Here is a 19,369-nt window from a genome sequence, read left to right as displayed (position 1 = left end):
CGGTTCGCGCTAGGAAAACGCGTCAAAAAAGCAGCTTTAGCGCCGCACGATCGAGCCGGCACGCCCGACCAGCCGCGCCAACTGCCTGAAGCGGCTGCCGACGCGATCGGCGACCAGATCCACCATCCGGTGCTCGAACACCAGCATCAGCTTGCGGCCCTGGGTGCGGAAATGGGTCGCCGGCAGCACGCCGGTGCGCGCCGCCGTGATCAGATGCGCGACGCGGAACGCGGCGCCGAGCACGCGTGCGCGCTCGTCCATCGCCGGCGTCACCAGCGCGCGGATCTGCGGCGGCGGTTCGTTCTCCTCGCTGAGGCCGGCGTAGCGATAGAACACCGAGAGCGCGACGAAGGCGCGCCCCTGATGCGTGATCGAGCCGAAATTGCCGTTCATGATCAGGCTGAGAGTTTCCTCGCCGCGATGATCGGGATGCACCCGCCAGCCGATGTCGGATAGCAGGCAGGCGACGTGACGCAGCCTGCGGTCTTCCTCGGTCTCGCGCAGCCTGACGACGCGCACCAGGCGGTCGGTCCAGGCGGTCAGTTCCTTGGCGTGGCGGGCGGAGCGCGACAGCAATTCGTTGAGGTTCTGCGCGGCGCAGGCCAGCCCGTCCTTGGCGCGCTCGGCCGGCGGCAGCATCTCGTAGAGCAGGCCCTCGCGCACGCCGAAGGTCGAGAACACGATGGTCTTCGGCTGCGCGACGCGGATGATGTATTCGAGCACGAGCGCGGCATAGGCGAGCAGCGGCCGCCGCGCATCGGCGATCGATTCGATGTTGGCCAGCATGTTGGTGGCCGCCAGCCGCCGCAGCCGCTGCGCGAAGTCGAGCGCGTCGACGGCCGGAATTGAATAGCCGTGCATCACCTTGAGCGGATAGCCGCTCTGGATGATGTGGATGCGCGCGAGCGCGCGCCAGGTGCCGCCGACCGCGTAGAAGGTGCGGCCGCGGCCGGTCTTGAGCTGGGCGACGCCGAGCAGCTCGTTCTTGACGATGCGTTCGGCGCGCTTGAGCGATTTGTTCGAGAGGTCCTGCAACGCGAGGCTGCCGAGCGGCAGCGTCACGCCGCTGCGTACGCGGTTGCCCTTGACGTCGATCAGCTCGAGCGAGCCGCCGCCGAGATCGCCGACGATGCCGTTCGGATTGTGTATGCCCGAGACGACGCCGAGCGCCGACAGCTTCGCTTCACGCGGTCCGGTGAGAATCTCGATCTTGGCGCCGCAGATCCGCTCGGCCTTGGCGATGAAGTCCGGACCGTTCTTGGCGTCGCGGCAGGCGGCGGTCGCGATCGCGTAGACCCGGCCGACCTGCTGGATCCGGCACAGCGCGCGAAAGCGCCGCAGCGCGGTGAGCGCCTTGTTGACGGCATCGGTTGCGAGCAGGCCGGTGCTCTGCACCTCGCGCCCGAGCCCGCACAGCGCCTTCTCGTTGAAGATGGTGATGAGGCTGCGCGCCATCGACTCGTAAACCACGAGACGAACCGAGTTCGAGCCGATATCGATCACAGCGACGCTGGAAGCGCGCTTCCGCGGCCGCTTCACAGGAAGGCCCCCTTAAGACGATGGCTGCTGACGCTCGTTGCGACGCGTGAGACGGCGCGGTGAAGATTCCTTGAGAGACTTACCACGGCCGGACAGACTCGGATTTGTCATAAAATAGTCATGCAGGTTGAAAGGCTCTTCGCCTTTCGCGGCCTTCATACGCGTTGACGATCCGTCGGGCAACAATTGCCAGCTCTGCTCGGTGTCCTTCAGGTTCGCGACCATGATCTGTTCGAGAACCTGCTGATGCACCGTGGGATTTTGCAGCGGACAGAGAACCTCGACGCGGCGGTCGAGGTTGCGCGGCATCATGTCGGCGGACGAGATATACACAGCAGCTTTTGTGCTCGGCAGGCCCTGGCCCATGCCGAAGCAATAGATTCGGCCGTGTTCCAGGAACCGGCCGATCACCGATTTGACGCGGATATTCTCCGACAATCCCGGCAGTCCGGGCCGCAGGCAGCAGATGCCGCGCACCACGAGCTCGACCGAGACGCCGGCCTGCGACGCCTCATACAGCGCGTCGATGATGTCGGGGTCGACCAGCGCATTCATCTTCATCCAGACCGCGCCGGGGCGGCCGTGCTTGACGTGGGCGATCTCGCCATGGATGTGCTCGATGATCCGCTTGCGTAGCGTCAGCGGCGACACCGCCATCTTCTCGATGTCGCTCGGCTCGGCATAGCCGGTGATGTAGTTGAACACCCGCGCGACGTCGCGGCCGATGATCGGATCCGAGGTGAAATAGGAGAGGTCGGTGTAGATGCGCGCGGTGACCGGATGATAGTTGCCGGTGCCGGTGTGCACATAGGTGGTGAGGTTGCCGCCCTCGCGGCGCACCACCATCGACAGCTTGGCATGCGTCTTCAGTTCGATGAAGCCGTAGACCACCTGCACGCCGGCGCGTTCGAGGTCGCGCGCCCAGCGAATATTGGCTTCCTCGTCGAACCGCGCCTTGAGTTCGATCAGCGCGGTCACCGACTTGCCGGCCTCGGCGGCTTCGGCGAGCGCGCGCACGATCGGCGAGTTGTTCGAGGTGCGATACAGCGTCTGCTTGATCGCGACCACGTCGGGATCGCGCGCCGCCTGTTGCAGGAACTGGACGACGACGTCGAAGGATTCGTAGGGGTGGTGGACCACGAGGTCCTTCTGGCGGATGGCGGCGAAGATGTCGCCGCCATGGTCGCGCACGCGCTCGGGATGGCGCGGCACATAGGGCGGGAACTCGAGGTCGGGGCGATTGAGGCGGGTGAGCTGCGACAGCTCGTTCATCGCGAGTACGCCGTCGACCAGGATCACCTCGTCGTCCGCTGCCGACAGGGCGTGCTGCACGAAGACGCGCAGCTCCTCGGGCATCGAGGCCTCGATTTCGAGCCGGATCACCGACCCGCGCCGGCGGCGCTTCAGTGCGGTCTCGAACAGGCGAACGAGATCTTCGGCCTCTTCCTCGATTTCGAGTTCGGAGTCCCTGATGATGCGGAACGCGCCCTGGCCCTTGACGGTGTAGCCGGGGAACAGGCGGCCGATGAACAGGCCGGTGGCCTGCTCGAGCGTGATCAGCCGCGCCGGCGCGCCTTCCTTCGTGGTCGGAATGCGAATGAAGCGGTCGATCTTGCCGGGCATACGGATCAGCGCGTTCATCGCCTTGCCGTCGGAGATTCGCGACAATTGCAGCGCGACCGTGAAGCCGAGGTTCGGGATGAACGGGAACGGATGCGCCGGGTCGATCGCCAGCGGCGTCAGCAGCGGGAAGATGTTGTGGAGGAAGTGATCCTCGATCCAGGCGCGCTCGGATTTGGTGACGTCGCGCCCATCGACCAGCTGGATCCCGACCTTGGACAGGATGTCGCGCAGGTCGCTCCAGATCGCCTGCTGGTCGGCAGCGAGTTGCGACACCGTCTTGTTGATCATCACAAGCTGCTCGGCCGGCAGCAGGCCGTCCGGGCTGCGCTCGGCGATGCCCTCGCGGACCTGCGCCTTGATGCCGGCGACGCGGACCATGAAGAACTCGTCGAGATTGTTCGCCGAAATCGACAGGAAGCGGACCCGCTCCAGCACGGGATGGCCAAGATTGACCGATTCCTCGAGCACCCGCCGGTTGAAGTGCAGCCAGGAGAGCTCCCGGTTGATGAATCGCTCGGGGCTGGTTGCGATCGCGGGGACGGACGGGAGTTCCGCCTCTTTCTCTTTGATTTCAGATGCTTGTGCCGAGTCCATCAAGTGCTGGTCCAATTCGGGGCAGGGGGCCGGAGCGGTCTAACCGAAGGCCGCACCGACCATGTGATATTGCGATGACGTTTCGATGACATTGATGTTCCGCCCGCCCGCGCCGTCAAGCCGCAGCTTCGGTCAGGCGTCCCGCAACAGCTCCGCCGCCAGCGCCCGGGTCACTGGCCGGCCGAGCCGCAGCGCCTCGGTATCGAGCAGCTCGACCGCCTGGCGGACGGCGGCATAGGAGCGTTCGATCCGGTTGGTCAGGTAGCTGACCAGCGGCTCGTCCACGCTCATCTGGCGGTCGGCGCAGAACTTGACGATCAGGCCGCGGAACAGCTGGTCGTCAGGCGGCAGCAACGTCACCGTCGGCACCGCGCGGAGCCGGGACCGCAAGTCGCGCAGCTCGATCTCGAACGCCGAGGGCGGCACGCGGGCCGTGATCAGCACGTAGGCATCGTCCTGGCGCGCGAGATTCATCAGATGAAACATCGCGCGCTCGTCGAAATCCGACGGCCTCAAGTCCTCGACCACTAGCGCGCCGGTCGCGAGCGCCGCCGGCACCGTGTCGGCGGTCAGCGCATGCGCGGCGGTCGCGCGTGCGCCGGCGCTCTCGGCCCAGATCGCGGCGAGGTGGCTCTTGCCGGAGCCGTCGGGACCCACCAGCAGCATGATTCGATTCGGCCAGTCGGGCCAGCTGTCGATCAGCGCGAGCGCGGCTTCATTGGCCGGCCCCTCGAGGAAATCGTCGCGGGTCAGTTTCTCCTCGTGCGGCAAGGCCAAGGCCAATTGACGAGGTTGAACGCTACTGGCCACACAAGTCTCCAAACCACTCTATTCTAGCATGATCTCAGCGCAAACGCTTCGCGTTTGTCGCGCGAGAACCGATCCGCGGATCATGCTCTACCGAGCCTCGATCGTGCTCATGTGCCGCACCCACTCCACGAGATAGAGGGACACCGAACCCAAAGTAAAGATCGTGACGAGGCCCATCAGGATCAGGTCGTAGGGATGCGGCTGAAAGCCGAAACCGAGCGAGGCCAGCACCAAGGCTGCGAATGCGACCTGCGCCACCGTGTTCAGCTTCGACACCATCAGCGGCTTCATCTCGACCGGCTTGTCGAACAACCATGACACAATCACGGCGGAGACGATCATGATGTCGCGCGACACCACGAGAATCACGATCCAGCGCGGCACCGCGCCCCAGATTCCGAGGGCGACATAGATCGACACCAAGAGCGCCTTGTCGGCGAGCGGGTCGAGCAGGGCGCCGAGCTCGCTCGCCATGTTGAAGCGCTTGGCGAGGAAACCGTCGACCGCATCCGAGACGCCGGCGATCACGAAGATCGCAAACGCGATCTCCATCTGGCTGGACACGATGGCCCAGACGATCACCGGCACCAGGATGATGCGGCCGAGGGTGATGATGTTCGGAATGCTCAACTTGAATCGCTTCCCGGCTAGAAGCCTGATTTTACTCGATATCCGGCTCTTTTGCGCGGCGGCCGGGTGTTATCTACATAGTATCGCGGCGAGCTGCCCGCGAGCCATTGCGCAGGGGCGGAATTCCTCGTAACCAGCCCCTGATCATCTGGAATTGGGCATGACCGAGCGCAAAAACGGGCTCACTTACGCGGATTCGGGTGTCGATATCGACGCCGGCAATCGTCTGGTCGATCTGATCAAGCCGATGGTGCGGGCCACCGCACGGCCGGGCGCGGACGCCGAAATCGGCGGATTCGGCGGGCTGTTCGACCTCAAGGCCGCGGGCTTCAAGGATCCTGTCCTGGTGGCCGCGACCGATGGCGTCGGCACCAAGCTGAAGATCGCGATCGAGACCGGCATCCATGGCGGCATCGGCATCGACCTCGTCGCGATGTCGGTCAACGACCTTGTCGTGCAGGGCGCGGAACCACTGTTCTTCCTCGACTATTTCGCCTGCGGCAAGCTGCATCCGGAGGCCACCGCGCAGATCGTCGCGGGGATTGCCGAGGGCTGCCGCGAATCCGGCTGCGCGCTGATCGGCGGCGAGACTGCCGAGATGCCCGGCCTCTACAAGGACGGCGACTACGACCTCGGCGGCTTCGCCGTCGGCGCGGCCGAACGCGGCACCCTGTTGCCGACCGGGGATATCGCGGCCGGCGACGCCGTGATCGGGCTGGCGTCCTCGGGCGTGCACTCCAACGGCTACTCGCTGGTGCGCAAGATCGTCGAGCAATCCGGCGTTGCCTATGACGCGCCGGCGCCGTTCGCACCGGTCATGACGCTCGGCGCGGCGCTGCTGACGCCGACCAGGCTCTATGTGAAGTCCTGCCTGCGAGCGATCCGCGACACCGGCGCGGTGAAGGGCCTCGCCCACATCACCGGCGGCGGCTTCACCGACAACATCCCGCGCGTGCTGCCGAAGCATCTTGGCGTCGGCATCGACCTGGCGCGGCTGCCGGTGCTGCCGGTGTTCAAATGGCTGGCCGAGCAGGGCGGCATCGCCGAGCTCGAATTGCTGCGCACCTTCAACTGCGGCATCGGCATGATCGCGATCGTCAAGGCTGATGCGGTCGATGCGGTGACCGAAGCCTTCACCGCCGGCGGCGAGACCGTGACGCTGCTCGGCGAGGTGATCGAGGCGAAGGACGAGCATCGCGTGGTCTATCACGGTCATCTCGATCTCTCGCGATGAAGCGCCGCACAGCCATCCTGATCTCCGGCCGCGGCTCCAACATGGCCGCGCTGATCGAGGCTGCGAAGGCTGCGGACTTTCCGGCCGAGATTGCGGTCGTGATCTCCAACCGTGCCGACGCGCCCGGGCTGGAGAAGGCCGCCGCCAGCGGCATTCCGACCGTCGTCATCGCGAGCAAGCCGTTCGGCAAGGACCGCGCCGGCTTCGAGGCGGTGCTGCAAAAGGCGCTCGACGACAACCAGGTCGAGCTGATCTGCCTCGGCGGCTTCATGCGGCTGTTCACCGCCGACTTCGCGCGGCACTGGTACGGGCGGATGCTCAACATCCATCCCTCGCTGCTGCCGTGTTTCCCCGGCCTCGACCCGCATGGCCAGGCGTTGCGTGCAGGGGTCAAGCTGTCCGGCGCGACGGTGCATTTCGTGATTCCGGAGACCGATGCCGGACCGATCGTGATGCAGGGCGCGGTGACCGTGGCCGACGATGACACGCCCGAGACGCTCGCAGCACGCGTGATCGGAATCGAGCATCGCATCTATCCGGAGGCGCTGCGGCTGCTGGCGAGCGGCCGGCTCAAGCTCGAAGGCGACATCTGCAGGACGCAGGGCAGCGCCGCGACCGACAGCACGTTGATCGCGCCGGCGCCTTAAGGCGCGTCGCCTGCGCCAACGCAAATCCCCAAGAAGGATCCCCCGGGGTGATGCGGCCGGGGGAGGCATCGGGATGAATTCCGCTAGCAGCGTCGATCAGTGAACCTTGAGGTTCTCTGCCGACGCCTTGCCGCGGTTCTCCACCAGCTCGTACTCGACGGTCTGGTTCTCGTTCAGTGTGCTGAGGCCTGCGCGTTCGACCGCCGAGATGTGGACGAACACATCCTTGTCACCGACGGCCGGCTTGATGAACCCATAACCTTTGGTCGGGTTGAACCATTTGACGGTACCCTTCGGCATCGTCTCTCTCCCAGTCTAGACATAAAAAAGACGCGGCCACGTTTTCCACGTGCCACGCCACAAGCGGGCTTTCCGCTGTCTGTTCAATTCCCGGGTCTTCAGATCCAAAGTCTTCAAGTCCGAAGTTTTCGCCTCTCGAAGCCTTGGATAGAAACGTCGTGAAACGCACAGTCGAACGGCCGCAATCCGATTGTGAAGGGATTGCAACACGAAAATTGCGCGTTAGCAAGCGCGGTGGTTTTGCGTGACGCAACCTCAGCCTGTGCCGGTCGAATGACAGGCCAAAGGCGCTCGGCCAATGGCCGACGGTCGGATGGAACCTGGTGCGCTAGCCCCGATCGACCCGCACCACGCGGCCCTTGTCGATCGCGAGCGCGACCTGGCCGTGCTTGAGCTTGAGTGCCGCTTCGCCGAACAATTCGCGCCGCCAGCCGTGCAGGGCGCCGACCTCGGCCTGATCGCTGGCCGCGATCTGCTCGAGGTCGTCGACGGTGGCGATCACCTTGCTGGCGACGCCGTGGCGCTCCGAGGTCATGCGAAGCAGCACCTTGAGCAGCTCGACGGTCGCCGCACCGTTGGAATTGTTTCTGGGCTTTTCCAGCTTGGGCAGCGTCGCCTGGTCGCGGGCCAGCCCGCGCTGCACGGCGGCAATGATGTCGGCGCCCCATTTCGAGCGCTCGAAACCCTTCGGCAGCGACCGCAGGTTGCCGAGCTTCTCCAGCGAGTTCGGCGCATGGGTGGCGATATCGCCGACCGCATCGTCCTTGAGCACGCGCGAGCGCGGCACGTCGCGGCTTTGCGCCTCCTGCTCGCGCCAGGCGGCGACCTCGATCAGCACCGCGAGCTCGCGCGGCTTGCGGACGCGGGTCTTGAGCCGTTCCCAGGCGCGCTCGGGATGGAAGTCGTAGGTCTTCGGCGAGGTCAGGATCTCCATCTCCTCGCTGACCCAGTCGCTGCGGTCGCGCTTCCGCAAATCGGCATCGAGCGCGGCGAACACCTCGCGCAGATGCGTGACGTCGGAGACCGCGTAATGCAGCTGCTCGTCGGTCAGCGGGCGGCGCGACCAGTCGGTGAAGCGATGGGTCTTGTCGGGGCGATGGCCGGTGACGCGATCGACCAGCTGGTCATAGGCGATGCTGTCGCCATAGCCGAGCACCATGGCCGCGACCTGGGTGTCGAAGATCGGATGCGGGATCGTGCCGGAGAGGTGCCAGACGATTTCGATGTCCTGCCGCGCGGCGTGGAAAACCTTCAGCACGGCCTCGTTCGACATCAATTCGAAGAACGGCTTGAGGTCGATGCCGGGCGCCAGCGCGTCGACAACGACGGCTTCGTCCGCACTTGCCATCTGCACAACGCAGAGCAGGGGATAGTAGGTCGTCTCCCGCAGGAACTCGGTGTCGACGGTGATGACCTTGTGTTTGGCGAGCCGATCACAGGCGGCGGCGAGGTCGGAGGTCGTGCTAATCAGATCCATGAAATGTCCATGACGGCTTGACCACACGCGTTCTGCCGAAAGGGCAGCTATGTCAAGGGTCTTGCAGGGATTTTGGCCCTGCATGGGGTGAGGGACGGGGCATTTTTGGATTGATCGGGCGTGATTCGAGGGGGTTTTCGGCCCGGTCGCGCCGCGAATTCGTCCGTGGTCCTGGCGAAAGCCGGCTGAACGCGGGGGGCCATAACCACTGGAATCTGTTGATCGAGCGATCGCGGCCCCGGCCTCGCGCGGCAATTGGCATTGGGGGTAACGGGTCCTGGCTTTCGCCAGGACGAAGATAGGCGTCAGGCCTGCACGACTTCACAGTCCGCCTTGCGTGCTCTCGCCAGTACCACGCTCGAAGTCCACCGCATCTCGACCCACGTTCGTGACGACCGCGAAGCGCCCCTCATGTCGGGTGTACACTGATTTGGTGATTCGGATAAATAGAAATATCTCTGCTGCGGGGGCTTGCGCCGTCGGGCAACTGAGTGATTGGAGGCCGCTGTCCAGCGCTCCCAACAGAGAGGCTTTTGCCAGTGAGAAGTGAATTGCCAAACCGTGCGGCCTGCAACTCATTGGGACTACCCCTTGCAGGAGCCGACCAGCCGCTTCGCACTGCAACCGATTTCGGGACCGGCTTTTAGTCAGCCCCATCCGGGCGCGCGCACGATCCCTAACGCGGGCGCCAGCCCCGACGTGTTGCGCGCGATGAGGCGCCCGGCCGCACAGCGGAGAAGTGCGATCTATCAATACGGTACTTGTGGGACTTCTGATCCGTTGTAAGCTGGAACATGCGGCACTCGCACGGCTGTTGCCCAAAAAGGGCAAGCATCACCATAACAGGAGCGAACCAACGCGCCGGTTTTTGGGACCGAGACCGACATGGCTGGCGGCGGACCGTTTGACACGTTCCCCAAATTGCTGCTGCGAAACGGCGCGCAGCTTGGCGCGCGCCCAGCGTTTCGGCACAAGAATCTCGGCATCTGGCAAAGCTGGACCTGGGCTCAAGTTGCAGAGATCGTGCGTGCTTACGCCGCCGGCCTGGATCGCCTTGGCTTGCGACAAGGCGACACGATCGCCATTGTTGGCTCAAATCGTCCGAAGCTTTACTGGACCATGATGGCAGCGCAGATGCTGCGCGCCATTCCCGTTCCGGTCTACTCGGATGCCGTGGCGGATGAGCTTGCCTTTGTGCTCGCTCACGCCGAGACGAAGCTCGTCGCAGCGCAGGACCAGGAACAGGTCGACAAGGTCTTGTCCGTGTCCGACCGGCTGCCGCAACTCAACAAGATCGTCTACGACGAGCCGCGTGGCCTCGACGGCTACGAGCGCAGTGGAGTGATCGCAATCGACGATATCGTTGCGGACGGCCGCGCCGCGCTTGCGGCCGACGTGGCGCTTGGTCAACGGATTGATGAATACGTTCAGGCTGGGAACGGTTCAGACATTGCGGTCATCCTCTACACCTCGGGAACGACCGGAGCGCCGAAGGGTGTCATGCTGTCGGCGGGCGGCTGCATCGATGCTGCAACCGACACCACGCGGTTCGACAAGCTGACCGACAAGGACGTGGTGTTCGCTTATCTGCCGCTGGCCTGGGCGGGCGATCATTACGTCAGCTATGTGCAAGGCCTCGTGGCCGGATTCTGCATGGCGTGTCCCGAGAGCAGCGACACGATCGAACAGGATCGGCGTGAAATAGGACCAACCTTCTACCTGGCCCCGCCGCGCGGTTTTGAGGCCATGCTGACACGGCTGATGGTCCGCATGGAGGACGCCGCGCCGCTCAAGCGGCGATTGTTCGATTACTTCCTGGACGTCGCACGCCGGTATGGCGAACAAGTCTTGACGGGACGTCCGGTACCGCTGTCGGGCCGGTTGCTTTATGCGCTCGGGCGCTGGCTGGTCTACGAGCCTCTCAAGAACGTGCTCGGCCTGTCTCTGGTGCGGGTCGCCTACACCGGAGGCGAAGCCATCGGTCCGGATCTGTTCGCGTTGTACCGCTCGATCGGATTAAATCTGAAACAACTCTACGGTCAGACCGAGGCGTTCCTTTATGTAACGTGCCAGCCTGATGGCGAGATCTACTCGGATACGGTTGGCCCGGCCGCGCCCAACGTTGACATCCGCATCGCGGAATCGGGCGAAGTGCAGTTTCGCTCGCCCGGCATGTTCCTCGGATATTTCAAGGATCAGGCAAAGACCGCGGAAGCCATGACGTCCGACGGATACGTCAGGACCGGCGATGCGGGCTTTTTTGACGAGCAGACCGGGCATCTGAAGATCATCGATCGCGCGAAGGACGTCGGTCGGCTGGTTGACGGCACGATGTTTTCTCCGAAGTACCTTGAGAACAAGCTGAAGTTCTATCCCAATATCAAGGAAGCGATCGCGTTCGGTGACTCGCGAGAGTTCGTTTGCGCCATGCTCAACATCGACCCGGTTGCCGTTGCGAATTGGGCGGAACGAAACAACGTCGCCTACGGATCCTATCAGGAGCTTGCCGGGCATCCGCTGGTCTACGACATGGTCGCAAAAGACGTTGCCGCGGTGAACCGCTCGCTGGCCGGGGAAAAGGTGCTTGCGGGCGCCCAGATTCGCCGTTTTCTCATTCTGCACAAGGAACTCGACGCCGATGACGGCGAACTGACCCGCACGCAGAAGGTGCGCCGCCGCTTCATTGCCGAACGCTATGCGCCGTTGGTGACGGCGCTCTACAACGGGGCGCGGGACGCCGACATTTCCACGGACGTCACGTTTGAGGATGGCCGGAAGGGCACGATCGCGGCACAGGTCAGGATTTGCGACATGCAGGCCATTGGTTCGGGGGAACCTCTGGGGAGAGCAGCATGAGAGCGCCGGACGCCGACGACATCCTGCTTCAGGTCGAGCGCGTGGCGCTCTCCTTCGGAGGCGTCAAGGCGCTGAGGGACGTTTCGTTCAACATCAGGAAAGGCGAGATTCGGGCCATCATCGGCCCCAACGGCGCCGGAAAAACTTCGATGCTGAACGTCATCAACGGGTTCTATCGTCCAAATCATGGCGCGATCACCTTCAAGGGGCGCACCCGGGCCAAAATGCAGCCTTTCGAGGCAGCACGCGGCGGCATCGCGCGTACCTTTCAAAATGTCGCCCTGTTCAAGGGCATGAGCGCGCTCGACAACATCATGGCAGGCCGCACCTTGAAGGTGCGCTGCGGCGTGTTCTGGCAGCTGCTGCGCTTTGGCCCTGCTCTCGCGGAGGAGGTCGAGCATCGGCGCAAGGTTGAGGAGATCATCGACTTCCTCGAGATCGAGGCAATCCGCAAGGTCCCGGTTGGGCGTTTGCCGTATGGTTTGCAGAAGCGTGTCGAGCTTGGTCGCGCTCTTGCGATGGAGCCCGATCTCCTTCTCCTCGACGAGCCGATGGCGGGCATGAACCTCGAGGAGAAGGAGGACATGTCGCGGTTCATCATGGATGTGAACAATCATTTCGGCACGACCATCGCCCTGATCGAGCACGATATGGCCGTGGTCATGGATCTATCGGATCGCGTGGCGGTGCTTGATCACGGCGTGAAGATCGCCGACGGCACGCCTGACGAGGTGAAGCGAAGTCAGACCGTCATCGACGCCTATCTTGGCATTGTACACTGAGGAGCGCTCTTGATCGCTTTTGGGCAGTTTCTCGAAGTCCTGATCGGCGGATTGATGTCCGGCGTCCTCTATTCGCTGGTCGCGCTCGGCTTCGTGCTGATCTTCAAGGCATCCGGGGTGTTCAATTATGCGCAAGGAGCGATGGTATTGCTCGCTGGGCTGGCGCTGGTTCGCGCCCTCGATCTCCTGGTCGCCAACGGCTTTCCGCTTTGGGTCGCGGTCGTGCTCGGCATCGGCTTTGCCGCCGTGATCATGGCGGCAACGGCCTGGCTCATCGAGCGGTTCGTGGTCGGACCTCTCGTCAACCAGGACGCCCTCACGCTGTTCATGTCCACGATCGGCGTGACGTTCGTCATCGAGGGCGTGGCGGAGATGATCTTCGGATCGGACGTCTACCCCCTGCAACTGTTCCCGACCGACGCCTGGTTCTTGTTCGAAGGGCTCTTCCCGGGCGGGATTCTGGTCAACAAGCTGGATGTCTGGGGCGCGTTGATCGCTGGCATCCTGGTCGCCGGCCTCGCGCTCTTCTTTCAGCGTACCAAGACCGGTCGCGCACTCAGGGCCGTGGCCGATGACCATCTTGCCGCGCACTCGGTCGGGATTCCGATCAGTTGGATTTGGTTCGTGGTCTGGCTCGCTGCCGGTCTCGTTGCGCTGGTCGCGGCGACAGTATGGGGAACCAAGCTTGGCGTGCAGTTCTCCATCACCTTCCTTGCGCTGAAGGCCCTGCCGGTTTTGATCATCGGAGGCCTCACCTCCATTCCGGGAGCCATCGTCGGCGGGCTCATTGTGGGGGCAGGGGAGAAGATTGCAGAGGTGTATCTGGGGCCATCCATCGGCGGCGGTATCGAATACTGGTTTGCCTATGTGCTGGCATTGGCGGTGCTGCTTGTGCGGCCACAGGGTCTGTTCGGCGAGCGGATCATCGAACGCATCTGAGGCAGGGAGGTCGTTGGTGCTCTATCGCGAAACCGGCCAGTTCAAGACGACCTACGCGGAGGACATCGCGATCTTCCCGATTCGTCAGGATCGTATTGCGCTCGCTGTCCTGCTCGGGATCGCTTTCATCGGCGTGCCGCTGCTGGCTACCTTCCGCATCTGGCCGTTCGGCAGCGACTATCTGCTGTGGGCGATCTTGCTGCCTTTCCTTATCCTGGCGCTCGCCGCCATCGGGACCAATATTCTCGTCGGCTATTGCGGACAGATCTCGCTCGGCAGTGGCGCATTCATGGCCATCGGCGCATATTCCGCCTACAAGCTGGCGACCGGCGTTCACATCCCGTTCGCCGCGCTTGGCTTTGCGATCTCGATCCCGCCGTTGCCCGTGCTGGCATCCATTCTGCTTGGCGGGCTCATGTCGGCGGCTGCCGGAATCCTGTTCGGTATTCCCAGTCTGCGGATCAAGGGCCTCTATCTGGCGGTTGCAACGCTTGCCGCGCAGTTCTTCTTCGATTGGGCGTTCCTGCGGCTCCCGTGGTTCACCAACTATGCACCGTCGGGATCGGTGAATGCGCCGGAACTGGTCTTCTTCGGTCTGGTCGTTCGCACGCCGGTCGAGCGCTACCTGCTGTGCCTCGTCTTCGTGACCTTGCTGGCAATGTTGGCGAAGAATCTCGTTCGCGGCAATCTCGGCCGGCAGTGGATGGCGATCCGCGACATGGATATCGCCGCCGAGCTGATCGGCATCCGGCCGCTCTACGCGAAACTCACAGCTTTCGCGGTCTCTTCCTTCATCATTGGAGTGGCGGGGGCGCTGTGGGCGTTCGTCTACCTCGGCTCATGGGAGCCGCTTGCGTTCTCGATCGACCGCTCGCTGGAGCTTCTGTTCATGGTCATCATTGGCGGGCTCGGATCGATCATGGGGTCGTTCATCGGAGCCGCTTTCATCCTGATCGCGCCGATCATGCTGAATGTGCTTCCAACCGAACTCGGCCTGCCGCTGTCCACGCAAACGATCACGCACCTCCAGTTCATCATCTTCGGATCGCTGATCTGTTATCTTCTCATCAAGGAACCCCACGGTTTCGCCCGGCTGATATCGATCGGCAAGGAGAAGCTCAGACTTTGGCCGTTTCCCTATTGAACGAGCGATCGGCGCCTCGATCGCAACGCGGGTGGCGGCCGCTGCAAATTGAAGGAAGGAAATTGCACCGCGGAACTTCAAGGAGGAGGACATCAACATGGCAAGTATTGCACGCAACGTATTGATACTGGCGGCCGTCCTGTCTGGCGCGGTCGTTTGCACGCCGGCCGCAGCGCAAAACGAGCAGTTCATCCCAATTCTTTCCTACCGGACCGGACCGTACGCCGTGAACGGCGCGCCCTACGCGAACGGCGTCGTGGATTACTACAACCTGATCAATGAACGTGACGGCGGCATCAACGGCGTCAAGATTCTGTTCGAGGAATGCGAAACCGCTTACGCGACCGACAAGGGCGTGGAGTGCTACGAGCGCCTCAAGAGCAAGGGGCCGACCGGGGCAGCATTTATCAATCCGCTGTCGACCGGCATCACCTTCGCACTGACCGAAAAGACCGCGACCGACAAGATCCCGATCGTCACGATGGGCTACGGCCGTGCCGATTCCAAGAACGGTGCGGTGTTCGCATACAACTTTCCGTTGCTCGGCACTTACTGGTCCGCGGCCGACATTGCGATCCAGCATGTCGCCAAGGAACTTGGCGGGCTCGACAAGCTGAAAGGCAAGAAGATTTCGCTGCTGTACCACGATAGCCCCTATGGCAAGGAGCCGATTCCGATGCTGCAGGTGTTGGCGCAGAAGTACGGCTTCGAGTTCACGCCGATCCCAGTCACGCACCCCGGTGTCGAGCAGAAGTCCCAATGGCTGGCGATCCGCCAGCACCGGCCGGACTACGTGCTGGTATGGGGCTGGGGCGTCATGAACAGTACGGCGATCAAGGAAGCCGCGGCTGTTGCCTATCCGCGCGACAAGATGATCGGTGTTTGGTGGTCGGGCGCGGAGCCGGATGTGACGCCGGCGGGTGATCAGGCCGCCGGCTACAAGGCGCTTATGCTGCAACATGGTGCCGGCAAGTTTCCCGTCCATGCCGACATCGAGAAATACATCTACGCAAAGGGTAAAGGTTCAACCGAGCCTGGCAAGATCGGCGAAGTTCTCTACAACCGCGGCATCACGAATGCCATGCTCGGCGTGGAGGCGATCCGCAAGGCACAGGAAAAGTTCGGCAAGAAGCCGCTGACGGGCGAGCAGATCCGTTGGGGACTTGAGAACCTTATCCTCACCGATGCACGCATCAAGGAACTCGGCTTCGAGGGGATGTTGAAGCCGGTCAGCATTTCCTGCTCCGACCACGAGGGCGCGCGCTACGGGCGCGTCCAGCAGTGGGATGGCAAGGGTTGGAAAGTGATCTCCGACTGGTACACGGCCGACGAATCGCTGATCGAACCGCTTGTCGCCGATGTATCCGCGAAGTATGCCGCGGAGAAGAAGGTCACGCCGCGTGACTGCGCGAAGGAAACCTGACCCCGTGTGAGCGATCCGGGAGGCAGGTTTGCCTGCTCCCGGATCCCGGAAGGTGCAGCTGTTCGAAGGTCTGCGCGTGTCAACTGCAGGGGTCGCCATGACGACGGAAGCGACGCTGGTTTTGTCGGTCAACAACATCGAGGTTGTCTATGATCACGTCATCCTCGTGTTGAAGGGCGTGTCGCTGGAGGTCCCGCAGGGCGGCATTGTCGCGCTTCTCGGCGCCAATGGTGCCGGTAAGACCACGACGCTGAAGGCGGTCTCCAATCTGTTGCACGCCGAGCGCGGCGCGGTCACCAAGGGCTCGATCCTGTTCGACGGCGTCGAGGTGAAGTCCCTGTCGCCAAACGATCTGGTGCGGCGCGGCTGCATTCAGGTGATGGAGGGGCGGCGTGCCTTCGCTCATCTGACGGTCGAGGAGAATATCCTGACCGGTGCCTTCACGCGCAGGGACGGCAAGTCGGCCATCGCGCAGGATCTCGAACGGGTCTACGCCTATTTCCCGCGCCTCAAAGAGCGGCGCGGCTCCACCGCCGGATATACATCGGGCGGCGAACAGCAGATGTGTGTGATCGGCCGCGCGCTGATGTCGCGCCCGAAGATGATCCTGCTCGATGAACCTTCGATGGGCCTTGCGCCGCAGGTCGTGGAGGAGATCTTCGAAATCGTAAGGGACCTCAACATCAAGGAAGGCGTCTCATTCCTTCTCGCCGAACAGAACACCAACATGGCGCTCAGATATGCCAGCCACGGCTATATCCTCGAAAATGGCCGCGTGGTGATGGATGGCGAAGCGCGCGCGCTCACCGCAAACGAGGACGTCAAGGAGTTCTATCTTGGCGTCGCCGGCGACAAGCGAAAATCATATCGCGATGTAAAGCACTACAAGCGGCGCAAGCGTTGGCTCGCTTAGTTGGCGATCGGCCAGGCCTAGACCGGCAGGGCGACGTCGTCTCGATCAATCCGCCCGTCGCTCGCGCGAATCCGCGACGACCAGCCGAGCCGTGAGGCCAGCATCGTGAGCTGGTCCTTGACGCGATAATGCGCGGGAGCTTCGAGAAAGCGCCAGACGAACCACGCCAGCACGACCATGCCCGTCACGACGAGTGCGGTCGAGGGCGCGTCCGGCGTTGGAGTGATCAGGAGCAGGATCACGTAGCCGAGCTGCAGATGCAGCAGATAGAGCGGGTAGGTGATGCCGCCCACCGCCCGGACGACGCTGTCCGGCAGCGGTACCGACTTGATGCGGGTGGCGGCGAACACGATGGCGAGCGAGACGATGCAGATCGCCGTGACGACGCGCGGATCGAAGCTGCCATGGGTGTGGACGCCGAGCCGCTCCAGCTTGTGCACGGCCTGGAACGTCGCCGTCCCCATCGCCAATGTCAGCAGGCTGTAGAGCCTGCTGTCGCGCCGTCCGCGGTAATGCTCATAGATCAGGAGCCCGACGGCGAAGAAGCCGCTGTCGTCGGCCATGAACAGTTTCTCGAACAGCGGAATGTCGAGCGTCAGCTCGTTGGCGAAGGTGATCGCGATCCACGCCACGATGATGGTGTCGATCCGCCGCGGGAAGATGCCCCAGGCCAGCAGCAACGCGACCCAGGCGTAGAACACGACCTCGATCACCAGCGACCAGTAGGCATCGTCCATGTAGGGCTGGCCAAGCATTGGCGCTGCGATGAACAGGTTCGCCAGCCACTGTCCCCACGTCACCTGAAACCAGGCGTGACCGAGCAGCAGCGTCGCAAGGAAGGTCAGCGTCATGCAGATGACGAAGGTCGGATAGATCCGGCTGAACCGCGCGATCGCGAAACCGACCGGCGTGCGGCCTTCCGCCGAATAGGCGATGACGAAGCCGGAGATCGCGAAGAACACGGGGACGCCGAGGAAGCCGTACTGGGCGACCGGGGCGAGATACGGCAATGCCACCATTTGCGCGTCGTGCGATGCCACGCCCCAGAAGCCGTAGTGATACAGGATCACGGCCCCGACCGCGGCGAGCCGCAGCAGGTCCAGCACGGGAACACGGGTCGGATCCGCATGTTTAGAAACATTTGGCATATGCCGGTATTTTGGCCGCCAGCCGTGAAGGCGTCCTTAATCCGGCCGGCGAAACGGCTGAGGGCTGTTCACGATTGCAGGAGCCCGGTGGCGACGCCGGCGCCCGCGCTGAGCACGACCACGACGAGCGGCGGGGCTCGCCAGGCCGCGAGCAGGACAAAGCCGGCCAGCGCGATGCCGACATCGAGCGGCCGCTGCACGCTGCTGGTCCACACCGGATTGTAGAGCGCGGCACCGAGGATGCCGACCACGGACGCATTGACGCCGCGCATCATCGCCTGCGCCGCCGGCCGCTTGCGGAATTGATCCCAGAACGGCAGCGCTGCGAGCAGGACGAGAATTCCCGGCAGGAAGATGCCGATAAGGCCTGTGACCGCGCCCGGCACGCCGCCGATCACGGCACCGAGATAGGCGGCGAAGGTGAACAGCGGGCCCGGCACGGCCTGCGCGGCGCCGTAGCCGGTCAGGAACGCATCGTCGCCGATCCAGCCCGGTGTCACCACCGCTTCGCGCAGCAGCGGCAGCACGACATGGCCGCCGCCGAACACCAGCGCGCCGGAGCGGTAGAAGGCCTCGAACAGGCCGAGGCCGGGCCATGCGCGGGCGAGCAGCGGCAGCCCGACCAGCAAGGCGAGGAACAGGATCAGCGCACCGACGCCAACGCGGCGCGACACCGGCATCGCGATATGCGTGATGCCATCAGCTTGTGGTGCCCGGCAGAGCCAGAGCCCGGCGACGGCGCCGAGCACGATGGCGCCGATCTGCGCGATCGACGAGGAACTGGCGAGGATGATGAGCGCCGCCACTGTCGCGATCGACGCGCGCTCACGGTCGGGGCAGAGCGAGCGCGCCATGCCCCAGACCGCCTGCGCCACGATCGCCACCGCGACGAGCTTGAGGCCGTGCACAATCCCTGCGCCGGCCGGGCCGCTCAATCCGCCGGCGCCGAAGGCGAACAGCACGAGGGCGATCGCCGACGGCAACGTGAAGCCGGTCCAGGCCGCCAGCGCGCCCAGATAGCCTGCGCGCATCAGGCCGAGCGAAAAGCCGACCTGGCTGCTGGCGGGACCGGGCAGGAATTGGCAAAGCGCGACCAGATCCGCATAGGCCTGCTCGTCAAGCCAGCGCCGGCGGGTGACGAATTCGTCGCGGAAATAGCCGATATGGGCGATCGGACCGCCGAAGCAGGTCGCGCCGAGCTTGAGGAAAATCAGCAGCACCTCGCGCGGCGAATGCGTGGCGGAGGGCGTCGTGTTGGAGTGCTGGACGTCGGTCTCGTTCAAGCGCCGTCAATTCCCTGGCTTGCGTCC

The 19,369-nt window shown here is 63.7% G+C and carries 16 protein-coding genes; 8 read left to right on the top strand and 8 right to left on the bottom strand.

The annotated features are described in order from the left end of the window. Window positions 1-36: 36 nt before the first annotated feature. From ppx to FBZ93_RS01970, 4 genes are all read right to left on the bottom strand, one after another. Window positions 37-1,539: an exopolyphosphatase gene (gene ppx / locus FBZ93_RS01985; protein ID WP_146984310.1), complete on the bottom strand. Its 1,503-nt coding sequence runs from the start codon at window positions 1,537-1,539 to the stop codon at window positions 37-39. A 12-nt stretch (window positions 1,540-1,551) separates the two neighbouring features. Continuing rightward, window positions 1,552-3,756: an RNA degradosome polyphosphate kinase gene (locus FBZ93_RS01980; RefSeq protein WP_146984309.1), complete on the bottom strand. Its 2,205-nt coding sequence runs from the start codon at window positions 3,754-3,756 to the stop codon at window positions 1,552-1,554. 132 nt (window positions 3,757-3,888) lie between these two features. Beyond that, a complete protein-coding gene (locus tag FBZ93_RS01975; RefSeq protein ID WP_146984308.1) occupies window positions 3,889-4,566 on the bottom strand; it encodes a DnaA ATPase domain-containing protein in 678 nt (225 codons plus the stop codon). Window positions 4,567-4,653: 87 nt separating this feature from the next. Next, window positions 4,654-5,196 carry a CDP-alcohol phosphatidyltransferase family protein gene (locus FBZ93_RS01970; protein WP_092113493.1) on the bottom strand — a complete coding sequence of 181 codons (543 nt, stop codon included), beginning with the start codon at window positions 5,194-5,196 and terminating at the stop codon, window positions 4,654-4,656. Window positions 5,197-5,356: 160 nt separating this feature from the next. On the opposite strand from FBZ93_RS01970, the gene purM reads away from it, so the two are divergent. After that, the gene (gene purM, locus FBZ93_RS01965) at window positions 5,357-6,430 is read left to right on the top strand and encodes a phosphoribosylformylglycinamidine cyclo-ligase (RefSeq protein WP_146984307.1); all 1,074 of its coding nucleotides are present in this window, start codon (window positions 5,357-5,359) and stop codon (window positions 6,428-6,430) included. Next, a complete protein-coding gene (purN, locus tag FBZ93_RS01960) occupies window positions 6,427-7,077 on the top strand; it encodes a phosphoribosylglycinamide formyltransferase (protein WP_146984306.1) in 651 nt (216 codons plus the stop codon). The genes purM and purN overlap by 4 nt, the downstream gene beginning before the upstream one ends. A 96-nt stretch (window positions 7,078-7,173) precedes the next feature. Here the strand turns inward: purN and FBZ93_RS01955 are convergent, their stop codons facing one another. Beyond that, the gene (locus FBZ93_RS01955; RefSeq protein WP_021079877.1) at window positions 7,174-7,377 is read right to left on the bottom strand and encodes a cold-shock protein; all 204 of its coding nucleotides are present in this window, start codon (window positions 7,375-7,377) and stop codon (window positions 7,174-7,176) included. 328 nt (window positions 7,378-7,705) lie between these two features. Further along, the gene (gene rnd, locus FBZ93_RS01950) at window positions 7,706-8,854 is read right to left on the bottom strand and encodes a ribonuclease D (protein WP_146984305.1); all 1,149 of its coding nucleotides are present in this window, start codon (window positions 8,852-8,854) and stop codon (window positions 7,706-7,708) included. Window positions 8,855-9,739: 885 nt separating this feature from the next. Between rnd and FBZ93_RS01945 the strand changes: the two genes are divergently transcribed. The 6 genes from FBZ93_RS01945 to FBZ93_RS01920 all read left to right on the top strand — a co-directional run bounded on the left by FBZ93_RS01945 (window position 9,740) and on the right by FBZ93_RS01920 (window position 16,911). Continuing rightward, window positions 9,740-11,710: an AMP-binding protein gene (locus tag FBZ93_RS01945; RefSeq protein ID WP_146984304.1), complete on the top strand. Its 1,971-nt coding sequence runs from the start codon at window positions 9,740-9,742 to the stop codon at window positions 11,708-11,710. Then, the gene (locus tag FBZ93_RS01940; RefSeq protein WP_146984712.1) at window positions 11,707-12,492 is read left to right on the top strand and encodes an ABC transporter ATP-binding protein; all 786 of its coding nucleotides are present in this window, start codon (window positions 11,707-11,709) and stop codon (window positions 12,490-12,492) included. The genes FBZ93_RS01945 and FBZ93_RS01940 overlap by 4 nt, the downstream gene beginning before the upstream one ends. A 9-nt stretch (window positions 12,493-12,501) precedes the next feature. Further along, window positions 12,502-13,431 (top strand): branched-chain amino acid ABC transporter permease, encoded by a 930-nt coding sequence (locus tag FBZ93_RS01935; RefSeq protein WP_283810805.1) that lies wholly within the window; start codon window positions 12,502-12,504, stop codon window positions 13,429-13,431. A gap of 16 nt (window positions 13,432-13,447) precedes the next feature. After that, window positions 13,448-14,575 carry a branched-chain amino acid ABC transporter permease gene (locus FBZ93_RS01930; RefSeq protein WP_146984303.1) on the top strand — a complete coding sequence of 376 codons (1,128 nt, stop codon included), beginning with the start codon at window positions 13,448-13,450 and terminating at the stop codon, window positions 14,573-14,575. Between the two features lie 97 nt (window positions 14,576-14,672). Beyond that, entirely contained in the window at window positions 14,673-15,998 is a 1,326-nt protein-coding gene (locus FBZ93_RS01925) for an ABC transporter substrate-binding protein (protein WP_146984302.1), read from the top strand. 97 nt (window positions 15,999-16,095) lie between these two features. Further along, window positions 16,096-16,911 carry an ABC transporter ATP-binding protein gene (locus FBZ93_RS01920; protein ID WP_146984301.1) on the top strand — a complete coding sequence of 272 codons (816 nt, stop codon included), beginning with the start codon at window positions 16,096-16,098 and terminating at the stop codon, window positions 16,909-16,911. Window positions 16,912-16,928: 17 nt separating this feature from the next. Here FBZ93_RS01920 and FBZ93_RS01915 read toward each other — a convergent pair whose 3' ends face one another. Then, window positions 16,929-18,059 carry an acyltransferase family protein gene (locus tag FBZ93_RS01915; RefSeq protein ID WP_246667326.1) on the bottom strand — a complete coding sequence of 377 codons (1,131 nt, stop codon included), beginning with the start codon at window positions 18,057-18,059 and terminating at the stop codon, window positions 16,929-16,931. Window positions 18,060-18,127: 68 nt separating this feature from the next. After that, entirely contained in the window at window positions 18,128-19,342 is a 1,215-nt protein-coding gene (gene chrA / locus FBZ93_RS01910; protein WP_146984300.1) for a chromate efflux transporter, read from the bottom strand. Window positions 19,343-19,369: the final 27 nt, after the last annotated feature.

The organism is Bradyrhizobium macuxiense (genome assembly GCF_007993935.1).
GTDB classification, from domain to species: Bacteria; Pseudomonadota; Alphaproteobacteria; order Rhizobiales; family Xanthobacteraceae; genus Bradyrhizobium; species Bradyrhizobium macuxiense_A.
This window is presented reverse-complemented; position numbering and strand designations above follow the sequence as displayed.